General features: G+C 65.7%; 15 protein-coding genes and 1 pseudogene. 6 read left to right on the forward strand and 10 right to left on the reverse strand.

Annotation, left to right across the window (positions count from 1 at the left end; genetic code table 11):
• Positions 1–155: 155 nt before the first annotated feature.
• The 3 genes from AB4Y35_RS12130 (at position 156) to AB4Y35_RS12140 (ending at position 3,282) form a co-directional block, all read left to right on the forward strand.
• Complete coding sequence (locus tag AB4Y35_RS12130) at positions 156–392, forward strand: DUF3311 domain-containing protein (RefSeq protein ID WP_133181977.1); 237 nt, start codon at positions 156–158, stop codon at positions 390–392.
• On the forward strand, positions 389–1,939 hold the full coding sequence (mctP, locus tag AB4Y35_RS12135; RefSeq protein WP_368690890.1) for a monocarboxylate uptake permease MctP: 1,551 nt from the start codon (positions 389–391) through the stop codon (positions 1,937–1,939). Before AB4Y35_RS12130 ends, mctP begins: the two co-directional genes overlap by 4 nt.
• A gap of 227 nt (positions 1,940–2,166) precedes the next feature.
• A complete protein-coding gene (locus tag AB4Y35_RS12140) occupies positions 2,167–3,282 on the forward strand; it encodes an FUSC family protein (RefSeq protein ID WP_368704660.1) in 1,116 nt (371 codons plus the stop codon).
• Between the two features lie 36 nt (positions 3,283–3,318).
• On the opposite strand, the gene AB4Y35_RS12145 is transcribed toward AB4Y35_RS12140, so the two are convergent.
• The 5 genes from AB4Y35_RS12145 to AB4Y35_RS12165 form a co-directional block, all read right to left on the reverse strand.
• Positions 3,319–3,744 carry a VOC family protein gene (locus AB4Y35_RS12145; RefSeq protein ID WP_368704557.1) on the reverse strand — a complete coding sequence of 142 codons (426 nt, stop codon included), beginning with the start codon at positions 3,742–3,744 and terminating at the stop codon, positions 3,319–3,321.
• 274 nt (positions 3,745–4,018) lie between these two features.
• Positions 4,019–4,978, reverse strand: a complete 960-nt coding sequence (gene tal / locus AB4Y35_RS12150) for a transaldolase (RefSeq protein ID WP_342920989.1) — start codon at positions 4,976–4,978, stop codon at positions 4,019–4,021.
• Between the two features lie 306 nt (positions 4,979–5,284).
• Positions 5,285–6,511 (reverse strand): benzoate/H(+) symporter BenE family transporter, encoded by a 1,227-nt coding sequence (locus tag AB4Y35_RS12155; protein ID WP_368704558.1) that lies wholly within the window; start codon positions 6,509–6,511, stop codon positions 5,285–5,287.
• A 112-nt stretch (positions 6,512–6,623) separates the two neighbouring features.
• Positions 6,624–7,796 (reverse strand): VWA domain-containing protein, encoded by a 1,173-nt coding sequence (locus AB4Y35_RS12160; protein ID WP_368695967.1) that lies wholly within the window; start codon positions 7,794–7,796, stop codon positions 6,624–6,626.
• A 34-nt stretch (positions 7,797–7,830) separates the two neighbouring features.
• The gene (locus AB4Y35_RS12165; protein ID WP_368704559.1) at positions 7,831–8,682 is read right to left on the reverse strand and encodes an AAA family ATPase; all 852 of its coding nucleotides are present in this window, start codon (positions 8,680–8,682) and stop codon (positions 7,831–7,833) included.
• Positions 8,683–9,101: 419 nt separating this feature from the next.
• On the opposite strand from AB4Y35_RS12165, the gene AB4Y35_RS12170 reads away from it, so the two are divergent.
• Entirely contained in the window at positions 9,102–9,467 is a 366-nt protein-coding gene (locus AB4Y35_RS12170) for a c-type cytochrome (protein ID WP_069265359.1), read from the forward strand.
• Between the two features lie 39 nt (positions 9,468–9,506).
• On the forward strand, positions 9,507–9,881 hold the full coding sequence (locus AB4Y35_RS12175; RefSeq protein WP_368704661.1) for a cytochrome c: 375 nt from the start codon (positions 9,507–9,509) through the stop codon (positions 9,879–9,881).
• A 129-nt stretch (positions 9,882–10,010) separates the two neighbouring features.
• Here the strand turns inward: AB4Y35_RS12175 and AB4Y35_RS12180 are convergent, their stop codons facing one another.
• From AB4Y35_RS12180 to rsxB, 3 genes are all read right to left on the reverse strand, one after another.
• The gene (locus tag AB4Y35_RS12180) at positions 10,011–10,445 is read right to left on the reverse strand and encodes a DUF1841 family protein (RefSeq protein ID WP_324141311.1); all 435 of its coding nucleotides are present in this window, start codon (positions 10,443–10,445) and stop codon (positions 10,011–10,013) included.
• A gap of 93 nt (positions 10,446–10,538) precedes the next feature.
• On the reverse strand, positions 10,539–11,183 hold the full coding sequence (gene nth, locus AB4Y35_RS12185) for an endonuclease III (protein WP_368704560.1): 645 nt from the start codon (positions 11,181–11,183) through the stop codon (positions 10,539–10,541).
• Positions 11,184–11,218: 35 nt separating this feature from the next.
• Positions 11,219–12,064: an electron transport complex subunit RsxB gene (gene rsxB / locus AB4Y35_RS12190; RefSeq protein ID WP_368704561.1), complete on the reverse strand. Its 846-nt coding sequence runs from the start codon at positions 12,062–12,064 to the stop codon at positions 11,219–11,221.
• Positions 12,065–12,507: 443 nt separating this feature from the next.
• On the opposite strand from rsxB, the gene AB4Y35_RS12195 reads away from it, so the two are divergent.
• Positions 12,508–13,140 (forward strand): TetR family transcriptional regulator, encoded by a 633-nt coding sequence (locus AB4Y35_RS12195; protein ID WP_069265354.1) that lies wholly within the window; start codon positions 12,508–12,510, stop codon positions 13,138–13,140.
• 203 nt (positions 13,141–13,343) lie between these two features.
• Here the strand turns inward: AB4Y35_RS12195 and AB4Y35_RS12200 are convergent.
• Both AB4Y35_RS12200 and AB4Y35_RS12205 read right to left on the reverse strand, forming a co-directional pair.
• Positions 13,344–14,579: pseudogene (locus tag AB4Y35_RS12200) on the reverse strand (polyhydroxyalkanoate depolymerase); the annotation flags it as partial.
• A 309-nt stretch (positions 14,580–14,888) separates the two neighbouring features.
• Positions 14,889–16,751 carry a glycoside hydrolase family 15 protein gene (locus tag AB4Y35_RS12205; protein WP_368704562.1) on the reverse strand — a complete coding sequence of 621 codons (1,863 nt, stop codon included), beginning with the start codon at positions 16,749–16,751 and terminating at the stop codon, positions 14,889–14,891.
• Between the last annotated feature and the right edge of the window lie 112 nt (positions 16,752–16,863).

Genomic DNA, 16,863 nt, shown 5'->3' on the forward strand with positions numbered 1-16,863 from the left:
CCTGCTTGACCGTGCGGCGTGGCCTCGATACTCTTTTCAGCGCTTTCGGGGACCTTGCGGATTATCCGTCTGTGAGGCCATCGGCCGCCTCACGCCGGGCGGCGGACCGCAGACAAAGCAAGGCCGCATAACTACATAAGCAACGAGGAGACGTCATGGCTCACGACGCCGACGCCGGAAAACCAAGCAAGCATTGGCTGTGGCTTTTGCTGCTGCCCTGGATCGCGATGATCTGGGTGCCGTCGTACAACAAGATCGAGCCCACTTTGTGGGACTTCCCGTTTTTCTACTGGTATCAGCTTCTCTGGGTGCTGATCAGCGCTGCCATTACCGCGCTCGTCTACTTCAAGACGAAGACCCGCAACAAGGGCGATGAAGGGGGCGCGCAATGAACGTCACAGCAACCGCAGTCTTTATTCTGTTCTTCCTCGGCGTCACGGTGCTCGGCTTCTTTGCCGCACGCTGGCGCAAGGGCGATCTCGCGCATCTCGAAGAGTGGGGCCTCGGCGGCCGCCGCTTCGGCACGATCGTCACCTGGTTCCTGCTCGGCGGGGATCTCTACACCGCGTACACCTTCGTCGCCGTGCCGGCGCTCGTGTTCGGTGCGGGCGCAACGGGTTTCTTCGCGCTGCCGTACACGATCCTGATCTATCCGTTCGCGTTCGTCGTGTTCCCGAAGCTCTGGGCCGTCGCTAAACGCCATCAGTACGTGACCTCGGCCGACTTCGTGAGCGCGCGCTACGGCAGCCGCATGCTCGGGCTCGCCATTGCCGTGACGGGCATCGTCGCGACCATGCCGTATATCGCGCTGCAGCTGGTGGGTATCGAAGTGGTGATCGGCGCACTCGGCTTCGACACGACGGGCTTCGTCGGCGACCTGCCGCTCATCATCGCGTTCGCGATTCTCGCCGCGTACACGTACACGTCGGGCCTGCGCGCGCCGGCCATGATCGCCGTGGTGAAGGACATCCTCATCTACATCACGATCATCGTCGCGATCATCGTGATTCCCGCGCAGATGGGCGGCTTCGGCCACATCTTCGGCGCAGTGCCGCCGGCCAAGCTGCTGCTCAAGTCGCCGGACGCCACGAGTCTGAACGGCTATAGCGCCTACGCGACACTGGCGGTGGGGTCGGCGCTCGCGCTGTTCCTGTACCCGCACTCGGTCACGGCAATTCTGTCGTCGTCGTCGGGCAACACCATCCGCCGCAACATGGCGATGCTGCCGGCGTACTCGCTGGTGCTCGGTCTGCTCGCACTGCTCGGCTACATGGCGCTCGCCGCGGGCGTGAAGGACATGCCGGAGTTCGCGCCGTACTTCAAGGCCTTCGGTCCGAACTTCGCGGTGCCGGCGCTGTTCCTGCACTTCTTCCCGTCGTGGTTCGTGGGGGTGGCGTTCGCAGCCATCGGTATCGGCGCGCTGGTGCCCGCCGCGATCATGTCGATTGCAGCGGCCAACCTCTACACGCGCAACATCCACAAGGAGTTCATCAACCGCAACATGAATCACGAGCAGGAGACCAACATCGCCAAGCTGGTCTCGCTGATCGTGAAGGTCGGTGCGGTGGCGTTCATCCTGGGCCTGCCGCTCACGTACGCGATCCAGCTGCAGCTGCTCGGCGGTATCTGGATCATCCAGACGCTGCCCGCCATCGTGCTCGGTCTCTACACGCGCATGCTCGACTACCGCGGTTTGCTGATCGGGTGGGCGGCCGGCATTGCCACGGGCACGTGGATGGCGATCTCGCTGCAGTTGAAGGGCTCGATCTTCACGATCCACCTGTTCGGCATGGCGATTCCGGGCTACGCCGCGGTGTGGTCGCTGATCGTGAACCTCGTGGTCGCGATCGTCGTGTCGGCGCTCGTGCACGTGGTCGGCATGCAGAAGGGCGCGGATCGCACGCGGCCGGAAGACTATCTCGACGTCGTCGAGGGCTGATCCGCTCATGCCCGGCGCATGCCGCCGGGCTTGCGCCGTGCTTGTTTTTTTCCGATGCCCGCAACACACAGTTGCGGGCATTTGTTTTTCTGGTGCACGATGATCGCTGATCCGGCTCACGTCCAGCCCGTGCCATGGCCTCGTCCCAAACCGAATCCCGTTCCCGATCCGGGCGCAGCGGCGCGCAACACCTGCGAGCGCCGCGCCGCCGCTCGCGTCTCGCGCGCATGTGGCGCGCGTTGGCCTCGCCGTACTATCGCTACCGCAACGCCAAGGTGATCCACAGCGTGCGCGTGGGTCTCGCCATGCTCGCCTCGATTCTCGCGACGTCGGGCATCCATATTCCGCACGGTATCTGGGCGTCGGTCACGCTGCTCGTCGTGATCGGCGGGCTGCAGCACCAGGGCAACATCCGCAAGAAGGCCGCCGAACGCGCGCTCGGCACGCTGCTCGGCGCCGTGATCGGGCTCGTGCTCATCGTCGTGCAGGCCGTTACCGGTTCCCTGTGGCTCACTTACGTGCTGATGTCGCTCGTCGCCGCCGTGTGCGGCTACTACGCCATCGGCAAGCCGGGCTATGTCGCGCTGCTGGCCGCCATCACCATGTGCATCGTCGCGGGGCACGGCGACAACCTCATCGATACGGGCCTCTGGCGCACGCTCAACGTGATTCTCGGCATCGTGATCGCGCTCGTGTTTTCGTTTGCCTTGCCGCTGCACGCGACGTATTCGTGGCGCTACAGCCTCGCCGACAATCTGCGCGAATGCGCGCGCGTGTACGCGCGGGTGGCGGGCGGCGTGCACGTCGACACCGACGAGCAGGTGCAGACCTTCATGCGCCTGAACGCGCGGCTCGTGCAACTGCGCGCGCTGATGCCCTCGGTCGCCAAGGAGATCGACGTGCCGCTCGCGCGGCTCGAACAGGTGCAGCGTCTGCATCGCTCGCTGCTGAGCGCGCTGGAGATGCTCTGTACGGGCACGGGCAGCTATGAGCAGGCGCTAGTGCGCGTGGCGTTCGCCGAGCGCAGCGAGACCGTGCGCCGGGCGCTGCTCGCCACGGCGCGGGCGCTGCGCTTTGGCGGCGGGCGTCACCCCGAGGCGGCGCAGCAGGCGCTGCGCACGGTGGCGGCGCGGGGAGAGGGCAGTGGCGAGGGCGACCGGGCGGCCGAGCCCGTCAACGAAAGCATGCAGGGCGAGCCGCAGGGCTGCCCCGAGCCGCGGATGCAGGGACCCTACTGGCTCAGCCTGCGTGTGGAGGAGCAGGTGGAGCGCCTGCGCGCGCTCCTGCTCGAGACCGAGCCGCGCTGGAACATCGAGCGCGCCGCGACACACCGCATGGTGTGACGCCGGGCGCGCTCCTCCAGGCGTGGCAGCGATGGATCAGGCGGGCTGGTCGTGCGGCGCCGAGACCATCCACGGCACGCCGAACTTGTCGGTCAGCATGCCGAAGCCGGGCGACCAGAAGGTCTTCTGGAACGGCATCGTGACCGTGCCGCCTTTGGCCAGCGCGTCGAAGTAGCGTTCGGCCGTGGCGAGGTCGGAGCCGGTCAGCGAGACGCCGAAGCCGAGGAACTTGTCGTTCTGCGTCATGCAGCCGCCGTCGGACACCATGATTTGCGCGTCGCCGATCTGGAGCGTCGCGTGCATGATCTTTTCGGCGAATTCGGGCGGCATGGCGCGCGCGGGGTCCGGCGGCGCTTCCTTGAAGCGCATCTTGATCACTTCTTTCGCGCCGAGCGCTTCGCCATAGAACGCGATCGCTTCGTCGCAGTTGCCGGGGTAAAAGAGATAGGGCTGGATTTGCATCGTCGGTTTCCTTGCGGACGGGACGTTGGCCGGCCTTTATCATGCGATTCCGTGCGAGGGTGTGCACGGGGCCGGATCGTGCGGCGGGTTGCGCCGCTGCCCTGATTCTAGGCGCGCACGATGACGTGACCGAGCGGTGTGTCGTCAGGGTTTGCGAGAGTGCAGACGGGAACGGTCGTTGCAGTCCGCGCCGTAACACAAAGGGCCGCACATGCGCCATGTGCGGCCCTCGGTCATCGATACTGCGATGCGCGCTGCATGGCGCGCCTGCGCATTACTTCGCGCGCAGCTCTTCGATCATCTTTTCGAGCTTGATTGCGTCAGCGGCGAACGCGCGGATGCCTTCGGCGAGCTTTTCGGTCGCCATGGCGTCGTCGTTGAGCTGGAAGCGGAACGACGGCTCGTCCACGGCCACGCGCTCGATCTTCGCGTCCTTGAACGCTTCCGGCGAGAGCTTGCGCTCGACCTTCTCGTTGCTGTCGTGGAGCTTCTGCAGCAGGTCCGGGCTGATGGTGAGCAGGTCGCAGCCGGCCAGCTCGACGATCTGGCTCGTGTTGCGGAAGCTCGCGCCCATCACCTCGGTCTTGTGGCCGAACTTCTTGTAGTACGCGTAGATCTTGCGCACCGACTGCACGCCGGGGTCGTTCGCGCCGCCGTCCTTCGCGTCGTCCCAGTCGGCGCCCTTGGCCTTCTTGTACCAGTCGTAGATGCGGCCCACGAACGGCGAGATGAGCTGCGCGCCCGCTTCGGCGCAGGCGGCGGCCTGGGCGAGCGAGAACAGCAGCGTCATGTTGCAGCGGATGCCGTCCTTTTGCAGCGCTTCGGCGGCGCGGATGCCTTCCCAGGTGGAGGCGAGCTTGATCAGCACGCGCTCGCGCCCGATGCCGGCCTGCTTGTACAGGTCGATGATGTGGTGCGCCTTGTCGATCGACCTTTTCGTGTCGAACGAGAGGCGGGCGTCGACTTCGGTCGAGACGCGGCCCGGAATGATCTTGAGGATTTCGGTGCCGAACGCGATCAGCAGATGGTCGATGATCGACTCGAGCGATTCGCTCGCGTGATCGCGCACGGTTTTTTCGAGCAGCGGACGGTACTCGGCTTTCTGGACCGCCTTGAGGATCAGCGACGGGTTGGTCGTCGCGTCCTGCGGCTTGTACTGCACGAATTGCTGGAAGTCGCCCGTATCGGCGACGACGGTGGTGTACTGCTTGAGCTGGTCGAGTGCGGTAGTCATGTCAGGCCTTGTGGGCGCGTGCGCGCCTGCATCGGTGAGAGTTGAACGGCCGGCGCGCTTCAGGCGTGAACCTGGGGCGCGCCGGGCGGAACCAGAAAGGCGCTGCGCCTGCCGGCATGGCCCGCGCGGATTGGGCGGCAAGCCGGGTGGGGCGCATCTTGCCGCGCGTTTGGGCGCGGCTCACATCGTCATTTTATGGCGGAAACGCATGGCGTTGCGTTTCGCGCGGGCATGGGGCATGGCAAACGCGCCGCACACACCGTGCCAGCGGGGCTGGCGGGCGCATGCGGCGGCGGCTCACACGGGTCAGGCGCGCCGCGCGTTGAGCACGAACTGCGTGATGACGCCCGCCACGAGGCCCCAGAACGCCGCGCCGATGGAAAGCAGCGTGAGCCCGGAGGCCGTCACCATGAAGGTGATGAGCGCGGCTTCGCGCTCTTTGGGGTTCTGCATCGCGTTGGTGAGGCCGCTCATGATCGAGCCGAACAGCGCGAGCGCCGCGATCGACACCACGAGCGCCTGCGGAAACGCCGCGAACAGTGCCGCGATGGTCGCGCCGAAGGTGCCGGCGATCAGGTAGAAGATGCCGCACCACACGGCCGCCATGTAGCGCTTCGTGCGGTCTTCGTGGGCGTGCGGGCCGGTGCAGATCGCCGCCGTGATCGCCGCGAGGTTCACGCCGTGCGAGCCGAACGGCGCGAGCACGAGCGAGGCGATGCCCGTGGTGGCGATCAGCGGCGAGGAGGGCGCCGCCGTGTGGTCGTAGCCGTCGGCGCGCAGCACGGCGATGCCGGGCACGTTCTGCGAGGCCATCGCCACGACGAAGAGCGGAATGCCGATGCTCACCACCGCGGTGAGCGAGAACGCCGGCATCGTGAACACGGGTCTGGCCACCGCCACGCGGAAGTGGCTGAAGTCGAGCAGCCCGAGCATGGCCGCGGCGGCGATGCCGATCACGAGCGTCGCGACGATCGCATAGCGCGGCACGAAGCGCTTCACGATCAGATAGCCGAAGAACATCGTGAGCACGAGCGGCGTCTGCACCTGGGCGGCGTGGAAGATCTCGATGCCGATCTCGAACAGGATGCCCGCGAGCAGCGCCGCCGCGATGCCGGCGGGAACGCGCTTCATGAGCGTGTCGAACCAGCCGGTGAGGCCCACGGCCGTGAGCAGCACGGCGCAGACGAGATAGGCGCCGATCGCCTCGGCATACGGCACGTGCGGCAGCGAGCTGATGAGCAGCGCCGCGCCCGGCGTGGACCACGCGATCACGATGGGCGCGCGAAACCACAGCGACAGGCCGATGGTGGTCAGGGCCATGCCGATCGACAGCGCCCAGATCCACGAGGAGATCTGCGCGTCGGACAGGTGCGCGGCCTGGCCGGCCTGGAACATCAGCACGAGCGAGCTGGTGTAGCCGGTCATCATCGCGACGAAGCCGGCCACGATCGTGGCGACCGAGGTGTCGGCGAAGGGCCGCAGCGGTCCCGGCCTGAACGTCGCTGGCAGGTCGGGGGAAGAGGGGGCGGTCATGCGGGTGGTCTCCAGATTTTGCGTAGGTATGACGGCATCGGGCGGCGCGGCCTGAAGACACCTCAGGCACGCGCCGCCTCGAGAAAGCGGAAAAGGGCGGGAGTGCGGGCGCCTATTTGCTCAGTACGCGCATGGCCGTTTCGAGCCCGGCGACGGTGAGCGGGTACATGCGGTGGCCGAGAATCTCGCGGATGATCGACACCGACTGGCGGTACTCCCATAGTCGCTCGGGCTCGGGGTTGAGCCAGGCGAAATGCGGGAACTGGTCGGCGAGGCGGCGCAGCCACACGGCGCCCGCTTCGGGGTTGTTGTACTCGACCGAGCCGCCCGGCTGCAGCACCTCATACGGGCTCATGGTGGCGTCGCCCACGAAAATGAGCTTGTAGTCGGGTGTGAACTTGTGCAGCAGGTCCCACGTCGGCGTGCGCTCGGCGTGGCGGCGGCGGTTGTTCTTCCACAGGTGGTCGTACACGCAGTTGTGGAAGTAGTAGAACTCGAGATGCTTGAACTCGGCCTTGGCGGCCGAGAACAGCTCCTCGGTGCGCTTGATGTGATCGTCCATCGAGCCGCCCACGTCGAGCAGCATCAGCACTTTCACGTTGTTGTGGCGCTCCGGCACCATCTTGAGGTCGAGCCAGCCCGCGTTCGCGGCGGTGCTGCGGATCGTGTCGCCGAGGTCGAGTTCTTCCGCCGCGCCTTCGCGCGCGAAGCGGCGCAGGCGGCGCAACGCGACCTTGATGTTGCGCGTGCCGATTTCGACCTGGTCGTCGTAGTCGCGGTACGCACGCGCGTCCCACACTTTCACGGCGCTGCGCTGGCCGCCTTCGCCGCCGATGCGGATGCCTTCGGGGTTATAGCCGCCGTGGCCGAAGGGCGACGTGCCGCCCGTGCCGATCCACTTGCTGCCGCCCTCGTGGCGTTCCTTCTGTTCTTCGAACAGCTCTTTGAGGCGCTCCATGAGCTTGTCGAGGCCGCCCATCGCCTCGATCTGCGCGCGCTGTTCGGGCGTGAAGTCGCGCTCCAGCCGCTTCTTGAGCCAGTCTTCGGGGATCTCGAAGGCCAGTTCCGACTTCTTCTCCATGCCGCGAAAATACGCGCCGAACGCCTGATCGAAGCGGTCGAAGTACTGCTCGTCCTTCACGAGCGTCATGCGCGCGAGGTAGTAGAAGTCGTCGAGCGAGGGCGCGATCACGCGCGCCTTGAGCGCTTCGACGAGCGTGAGGTACTCCTTCACGGAAACCGGCAGCTTCGCGTCGCGCAGCGTGTAGAAGAAGTCGATCAGCATGCGGTGTCTCCGGCTTTCGCGCGCGGTTTTCCTGTCAACGGTTGTGGCGGTTCATGTAGATGAGGCGCTCGAACAGCGTCATGTCCTGTTCGTTCTTGAGCAGCGCGCCGGCGAGCGGCGGCATGGACTTCGAGCCGTCGGCCGCGCGCAGCGCCGAGGGCGGGATCTCTTCGGCGAGCAGGAGTTTGAGCCAGTCGAGCAGCTCCGACGTCGACGGCTTCTTCTTCAGGCCCGCGACGTTGCGCAGTTCGAAGAAGCTTTCCATGGCCGCGTTGAGCAGTTCCTTGCGGATGCCCGGATAGTGCACCTCGACGATCTGTTGCATCGTCGCCGGATCGGGAAAGCTGATGTAGTGGAAGAAGCAGCGGCGCAGGAAAGCGTCGGGCAGCTCCTTCTCGTTGTTCGACGTGATGATGACGAGCGGCCGCTGTTTCGCCTTGATGAGCTGGCGCGTTTCGTAGACATAGAACTCCATGCGGTCGAGTTCGCGCAGCAGGTCGTTCGGGAACTCGATGTCGGCCTTGTCGATTTCGTCGATCAGCAGCACGCTTTGCTCGTCCGACTCGAACGCCTGCCACAGCACGCCTTTGACGATGTAGTTGGCGATGTCCTTCACGCGTTCGTCACCGAGCTGCGAGTCGCGCAGGCGCGAGACCGCGTCGTACTCGTAGAGCCCTTGCTGCGCCTTCGTGGTGGACTTGATGTGCCACTGCATGAGCGGCATACCCAGCGCCGCGGCCACTTCTTCGGCCAGCATGGTCTTGCCCGTGCCGGGCTCGCCCTTGATGAGCAGGGGGCGTTTCAGCGTGATCGCGGCATTGACCGCGAGCTTGAGGTCGTCGGTGGCGACGTACTGCGATGAGCCTTCGAAACGCGTGGCGCGCATGGTGAATCCGCTCGCTGGGAAAAAAATCCCAGTATAAGTCAGATGGGGTGTTGCGTCGGCGCGCCACCGCGTATCGTTGGGTCCGCTCTTTGGGGCACGGTCGCGAGGGCTGCCAGCCGTCTCGCGACGGCGCGCGGCGAGTCCGTTGCGCGTGCCAGGGTTCCTCCGGGTTGTCTGCGGGCGAGGCGGCGCGCCAGGGCGCTGGGTGGCCGCCGCGGGCCCGTCGCGGGGCCTCGCCAGGCGCTCCGAGGCCCGCCAGGCGTGGCGCGGCCGGTGGACGGGCGGCGCGGCGTCGCGGTATACTCGGACCGATTTTTTTCGGCCTGCACGGCGACCCCAAAAGTAAAACAGCAGTAATGCGGCGCAGGCCGTGGCCTGCGGTTCGGGCGTTCGAATCCCCTCAAGCCAGGTTGGATGCTATGAAAAAAATTGTCGGCAAGCACGTCATCACGGGCGCAATCACCATGCTGGCGTGCTTCGCGGTCACGGCTCACGCGGACATCGTGGGCAACGCGAAGGCGGGTCAGGACAAGGTGGCGATGTGTATCGGCTGTCATGGTATTCCCGACTACCGCACCGCTTACCCCGAGGTCTACCACGTGCCCATTCTGGGCGGCCAGAACGCGCAGTACATCATGAACGCGTTGCTCGCCTACAAGAAGGGCGACCGGCATTTCGAGACGATGCACGCGATCGCGTCCTCGCTCACCGAACAGGACATCGCCGACATCGCGGCCTACTATGCGTCGCAAACGGCCGCGTCGAAAGACAATCCGAATAAATAACCGGCAGGTGGAGAACCCATGAACAAGCCCTACACGGCTATGCCTTCGTTTGCCGGTGCAACCATCAAGCTCGCGGGCGCCGGGCTCGCACTGGCCGCCGCGCTCGCGCTCAATCCCGCACACGCGGCCGACGCCGCCAACGGCAAGGTCCTCGCCGACAGCCACAACTGCGCGGCCTGTCACGGCCCGGGCCTGAACAAGCCCGTGAGCCCCGAATATCCGAAGCTCGCCGGCCAGCACGCCGACTACATCTACTGGGCGCTGCGCCAGTACCAGATGGGCACGAGCAATCCGCACCTCGGCCGCAACAATCCGATCATGCAGGCGCAGGTGCAGAGCCTTTCGCAGAGCGATATGAAGGATCTCGCCGCGTACATCGAGTCGCTCGGCGGCGACCTCGTCAACAAGAAGTAAGCGTGGGCGCGGCGCGCGCCATGCGTGCCGCATCATGCGAAACACCCCGCGTGGGCCTCGTTTTTGGCGAGGCGTTCGCGGGGTGTTTTTTTGCGGCCTGATTGCCTTCAGATATGCCGCGGTCGCGCTTCAATCGCGGGAAGCGCGGCGCTCGATGCGCATGAGATAGGCGTCGGTGTCGGGCGGCGTGTTCGTGCGTTGCGCTTCCCAGATCGTTTCGCCGAGGCATTCCATGATCGCGTGCTGCGCGTCGTGCGTGGAGCCGAGACGTGCCGCGAGCCGGTCGTGCGCGGCGCGGATGCCGGGCGGCTGGTCGATCGAAAGCTGCTCGCTGATCGCCAGATGCATCGACAGATGCAGGAACGGATTGCTCTGGCCGCGCTCGGGCGAGTAGTCCTGCGCGGCGGCCGCATCGGCGTCGGTGAGTTCGGCGTGATATTCGGGGTGCTCGACGATCCAGTCGGCGGCGATCGCCTCGAGCGGCGTGAGGATTTCGCCCGCGCGCTGCTTGCGCCAGGTCTCGGTGAAAAAGCGGCGGACTTCGTCGCGGCTGGGATTGAACATCGTGAGTCGGTCGTAGGGGTGAGGCGCCAAATCGTGCGGCGTCGCGCTGCGACGCCTGGATCGATCATTTTACGCCGGGGCGCTCGTGCTCGCTCAGAGCTCAGGCGGCGGCGTCTTCGGCTTGAACTCGCACAGCGGCTCGATCACGCAATGCCAGCATTCGGGCCGGCGCGCCTTGCACACATAGCGGCCGTGCAGGATGAGCCAGTGATGCGCGTCCTGGCGGAACTCGGCCGGCGTGAATTTTTCGAGCGCGAGTTCGACGGCGCGCACGTCCTTGCCGGGCGCGAGTCCCGTTCGGTTCGCAACCCGAAAGATATGCGTGTCGACGGCGAGGGTCGGTTGGCCGAAGGCCGTGTTGAGCACCACGTTCGCGGTCTTGCGTCCAACCCCGGGCAGGGCTTCGAGCGCCTCGCGCGTCGGCGGAACCTCGCCGCCGTATTGCTCGATGAGAATGCGGCACGTCGCAATCACGTTCTTGGCCTTGGTGCGATAAAGGCCGATCGTCTTGATGTAATCGGCCACCCCTTCCTCGCCCAGCGCGAGCACCGTTTCCGGCGTGTTGGCGACCGGAAACATCCGGCGCATGGCCTTGTTCACCGAAACGTCAGTGGCCTGCGCCGAGAGCATCACGGCGATCAGGAGTTCGAACGGCGTGTTGAATTCCAGCTCGGTAGTGGGATGCGGATTGAGGCTTTGCAGCGTTTCGTAGATGGCGCGGCGCTTGGTGGCGTTCATGCTCGTTGTGCGTGGGGCCGTTGCGTTGCGGAGCGCTATCGCGCGGATTTGTCGTCGTCGGGCGTCGAGTCCGATGTATTCGACTCGATGCCGATGCGCTTGCGGCGCGCCTCGGCCTCGTCGATCTGCGCCTGCACATCGGCGCTCACGTGTTCGACGTTGCGCGGTCCCACACCCTGTTCGGCCAGTTCCGCCTTCTTGCGGCGCGCCCGTTCGAGCGCGGCCTGGATGATCGCTTTCTTCTTCGCTTCGGCGTCGTCGGCGGGGGCGCTTGCGGGTGGCGTGGCGGCGTCTTGCGGCGCTTGCGGTGCGTGGGCCTGCGGCGCGCTCGTGGCGGCGCGGCGTGCGGCGGCGCGCGCCTCGGCCGCATTGCGTTCGGCGGTCTGGCGCGCGGCGCGCCGGTCATGCCGCACGCGGGCTTCGTCGGCCTGCTGCTGTGTCCATGCGTCCCAGCCGGTCGCCTCGCCCGTAACGGGAATCATTGCGATGCAGTCGACCGGGCAGGGCGCGACGCACAGGTCGCAACCCGTGCACTGATCCTTGACGATGGTGTGCATCTGCTTGGGCGCGCCCACGATCGCGTCGACGGGGCACGCCTGCATGCACAGCGTGCAGCCGATGCACAGTTGTTCGTCGATGAACGCCACCGGACGTGCGCGCTCCACGCCGTTGTCCGGATTGATCGGGATGACGGGTTTGCCGAGCAGCGTCGCGAGACGCTCGACGCCTTCCAGGCCGCCTGGCGGGCACTGGTTGTAGTTGGCGGTGCCGGCGGCGACGGCTTCGGCGTAGGGCCGGCAGCCGTCATAGCCGCACTTCGTGCATTGGGTCTGGGGCAGCAGATCTTCGATGCGATCTGCGAGTGTTTTGGGATCGTTCACGTTCGCTACATCGGGGCGGGGCGGGCGGTGGCGTGACCTTGCGGCGCAGGGTTTCGCACCGGGTCTCAAGGCGCGCACATGCACAGCGCCAAAGCCTGCATTATCGCCGATTTCCCGCATTGCCATCGGCGGGCCATGTGCCATAATCAAAGCGCTTAATGCGAAGCACCGTGCAGTCCAGGGGAAATCAATAGACGTAAGCGGTACATGTCGGGCACGGCAGGCAACGTGCTTCGCAGGAGGCAGACAGGGGGAAGAACGATGTCGGCTCGCAACGACATCAAACAAACAAGAAGGAACGCAAGACCGTAGGTCGGAGGGTGTCTGTCCATTAACCTGGCGCGCCCCGCACAACGTTGTCGATACCAGGGCGAGGAGAGGCCCGGCGCAGTATTGCCCGACAACGTAAACCGGACAACGCGGCTTAACGAGATCCTGCCACCATGAATCAGCCAAAAATCAAAAGAGATCCTGAAGGCACACGCCGCCGCATTCTGCTTGCCGCGGCGGAAGAATTCGCCAATGGCGGCCTGTTCGGCGCACGCGTCGACCAGATCGCGCGACGCGCGGAAACCAATGAGCGCATGCTCTATTACTACTTCGGCAGCAAGGAGCAACTTTTCACGGCGGTTCTCGAGCACGCATTCGGCGCGCTCAATGAAGCCGAACGCGCGCTCGATCTCTCGGGGCTCGCGCCCGTCGAGGCGATCACGCGGCTTGCGCATTTCGTGTGGGACTACTATCGCGACAATCCCGAACTGCTGCGGCTCGTGAACAACGAGAATCTGCACGAGGCGCGATATATGCAGAAGTCCACACGAATTCGCGAGATGATTTCGCCGATCGTGGCGACGCTCGGTTCGATTCTCACGCGCGGTGAATCTGCGGGACTGTTCCGCCCGAGCATCGATCCGTTGCGCCTCTATGTGACGCTGTCGGGCATGGGCTACTACATCGTCTCGAACCGCTACACGCTCAACGCTACGCTCGGTCGCGACTTCAGCACGACTGCCGAACGCGCGGAAGTCATTCAGCTCAACACGGAGATGCTGCTCGCGTATCTCATGCGCAAATAGCGCACGAGTCGCACGCGGCAAATTCGCGAGGCCGTTTCACGCTCCACAAACGCCGCGCGCCGTCCTGGGACGGCGCGCGGATTGTGCTGCTGGTGCGGTCTGCGTGCGCTCGAGTGAAGCGCAAGCCTTGGTCAGGCGACAGCGCCCTGTGCCGAGCGGCCGCGGGCAGACGCTTCCTTGCTCGTGTGGCCGGCGGCCTGCTGATGCTGGCGGATGAAATCGCGCAGTTGCGGATAGATGATCGTGCGCCAGCGGCGGCCCGAGAAGATGCCGTAGTGGCCGCATTTCTCGGCAGTCAGATGATGCTTGTTCGCCTCGGGAATACTCGTGCACAGATCGTGCGCGGCGCGCGTCTGGCCTGCGCCCGAAATGTCGTCGAGCTCGCCTTCGATCGTGAAGAGCGCCGTGTCGCGAATGTCCTGCGGACGCACGCGTTCGCCGGCCACGTCCCACGTGCCTTCAGCGAGGCTGAAATCCTGGAACACGGTGCGGATGGTCTCGAGGTAATACTCGGCGGCCATGTCGAGCACGGCGTTGTATTCGTCGTAGAACTGGCGATGTGCTTCGGCGTCCTCTTCGTCGCCGCGCAGCAGGCTCTTGTAGAAGTCCCAGTGCGCCGTGGTGTGGCGGCCCGGATTCATCGCGACGAAACCCGCGTGCTGCAGGAAGCCCGGATACACCTCGCGTCCTTCGCCCGGATAGTTCGCCGGCACGGTGTGGATCACGTTGTTCGCAAACCAGTCGAGCGAATGTTCGGTGGCGAGCGAGTTGACGGCGGTGGGGCTGCGGCGCGCGTCGATCGGGCCGCCCATCATCGTCATCGTGAGCGGGGTGTCCTCGCCGCGGCTCGCCATCAGCGAGATGGCCGCGAGCACGGGCACCGTAGGCTGGCAAACCGACAGCACGTGCAGATTCTTCGCGCCGATATGGCGGATGAATTCCTGGATATACGCCACGTAGTCGTCGAGATGGAACGGACCGGCTTCGAGCGGCACCATGCGCGCGTCGACCCAGTCGGTGATGTACACCTTGTGGTCCTGCAGCAGCGTGCGCACGGTATCGCGCAGAAGCGTGGCGTGGTGGCCGGAGAGCGGCGCGCACACGAGCACGGCCGGCTCGTCCTTGAGCGCGGCGACGGCGCCGGTGTCGTCGGCGTAGCGCTTGAAGCGCAGCAGGCGGCAAAACGGCTTCTCGATGATGGTCTGCTCGACGATCGGAATATTGAAGCCATCCTTCACGATCTGGCGAAGGTTGAACTCGGGCTTCTCGTAGTCCTTGCCAAGGCGATACAGCAGTTCGTAGCCTGCGGCGAAGCGCGTGGCGCCCGGCACGAGTGAAAACGGGCTCGTCGGATTCGAGAACGATTTCGAGGCGGCCTGGGCCCAGGCGGTCAGCGGGCTGAGCAACGCGCGCTGGAATTCACGGATTTGATAGAGCATGGGCGCTCCGGCATCTTCAAGGAGCGGTTCGCACCCGGGTCGCGCGCGGATGAGGCGCGGAGCAGATGCGGGCCGGCAAGGTTGGTCGGTCAGTCAGTCAGGTTGTTTATCGGCCGCCGCCCGGAGGGCTTTAGCGCGGGCACACCCGCAGGCGTCTCGCGGCTTGTGGCTGCAAGCGCGCTGCAAGGCGGTACACGCGTTTCGCCCCGTTGCCAGGCGGCGCGGGCGGTACTGTCCACCCGGCTGTTGTGCAACGCAGCATCCCTAGTGTACCCCAGCCCGCGAAAACGTCCAGGCGCTTTCGAACATTCACGATGCGGATACAACAGCTGGCTCGGCCGACGCGCCGCCGACCGCGGGATGTCCCGTCTCCTTCGCCATTTCCTGTTCGTGCCGCATGAGGTTCAGGCCCGTATGCACGAGCGCCACATGCGAGAACGCCTGCGGGAAGTTGCCGACCAGGCGCCCCGCAATGGGGTCATATTCCTCGGCGAGCAATCCCACGTCGTTGGCGAGCGAAAGCAGGCGCTCGTACATGCGGCGTGCATCGTCCATGCGGCCTTGCAGGGCCAGGTTGTCGACCATCCAGAAGCTGCACGCAAGGAAGGTGCCTTCGCCCGGCGGCAGTCCATCGTTGAATTCGGTGGTGCGATAGCGCATCACAAAACCTTCACACATGAGATCGCGCTCGATCGCCGCGACCGTGCCGGCGATGCGCGGATCCGCCGCGGGCAGGAAGCCGAGCAGCGGCATGAGCAGCAGGCTCGCGTCGAGATCGGTGCCGCCGTAGATCTGCGTGAAGGAATTCAGATCCTTGTTGAAGCTGCGCTCGCAAATGGTCGCGTGGATCGTCGAGCGCAGTTCGCGCCAGTGATCGAGCGGCCCGGGCAGCTCGAATTTTTCCGCCGACTTGATGGCGCGGTCGAAGGCGACCCACGCCATCACCTTCGAGAAGGTGAAATGCTGGCGGCCGCCGCGCGTTTCCCAGATGCCCTCGTCGGGCCTGGTCCAGATCGTCTCCAGGTGCTCGAGCATCGCGCGCTGGATCGACCATGCGGTGTCGTCGGCCTGCAGGCCGCCCACGCGCGCGAGGTGCAGCGCGTTCATCACTTCGCCGTACACGTCGAGCTGCAGCTGGCCGACCGCGTTGTTGCCCACGCGCACCGGTTTCGCGCCTTCGTAGCCGGGCAGCCAGTCGAGTTCGAATTCGGGCAGACGGCGCTCGCCGGCGAGCCCGTACATGATCTGCAGCTGCGAGGGCGAGCCCGCCATCACACGGCCCAGCCACGCGCGCCAGGCGCGGGCTTCGTCGTAGTAGCCGCCGCGCATCATCGCGAGCAGCGTGATGGTCGCGTCGCGCAGCCAGCAGTAGCGGTAGTCCCAGTTGCGCGTGCCGCCCAGCTGCTCGGGCAGCGACGTGGTGGGCGCCGCAACGATGCCGCCGGTGGGCTCGTAGGCCAGCGCCTTGAGCGTGATGAGCGAGCGGCGGATGGGTTCGGCCCAGCGGCCTTCCACGGTGCTGCGCGAGGCCCATTCGGTCCAGAAGTTCTCCGTGCGCGCGAGCGCCGTGAACGGGTCGCGCGGCGGCGGCAGCCGCAGGTGCGAGGCCGCATACGAAAGCGAGAACGGCACGCGCTCGCCTTCCTTCACGTCGAACTGCGCCACCGTGTGCATGTTCTCGCCCTGGAGGTCCACGGGCGTGCGCAGCACGACCGTGTCCGGGCCCACCGTGGCCTTGATGCCGCTCTCGTAGGTGAGGCGGCTCACCCACGGCACCGAAAAGCCGTAGTCGAAGCGCAGCACGAGCTGGCTTTCCATGCGCACGGTGCCGCGCCGGCCCACCACGATGCGCACGAGTTCGGACCAGCCGTTGCCGGGCGGCATGAAGTCGATGAGCGTCACCGCGCCTTCGGGCGTTTCGAAGTCGGTTTCGAGGATCAGCGTGTCGCCGCGATAGCGGCGCGTGGTCTTGATCTCGACTTTCGCGCCCTCTTCGGGCTGCGCGGGCGCGATGAGCCAGCGGCCGTTTTCCTCCGTGCCGAGGAGGGCGGCGAAGCAGGCGCCGGAGTCGAAGCGCGGCCAGCAGAGCCAGTCGATGGATCCGGCGCGGGAAACGAGCGCGGCCGTGTGGCCGTCGCCGATCAGTGCGTAGTCTTCAATGGGTGCGGGCATAGTAAGCAGATTGACAGCGTTGCTCGAAAACGAAAGCCGCTTGCCGCAGCGGCGCGGCATGCACGCACAAGAGTAGTGGCAGCGGGGCCGCCTGCGCAATGCGTTTTGCGCA

Source organism: Paraburkholderia sp. EG286A (assembly GCF_040965375.1).
Classification (GTDB): domain Bacteria; phylum Pseudomonadota; class Gammaproteobacteria; order Burkholderiales; family Burkholderiaceae; genus Paraburkholderia.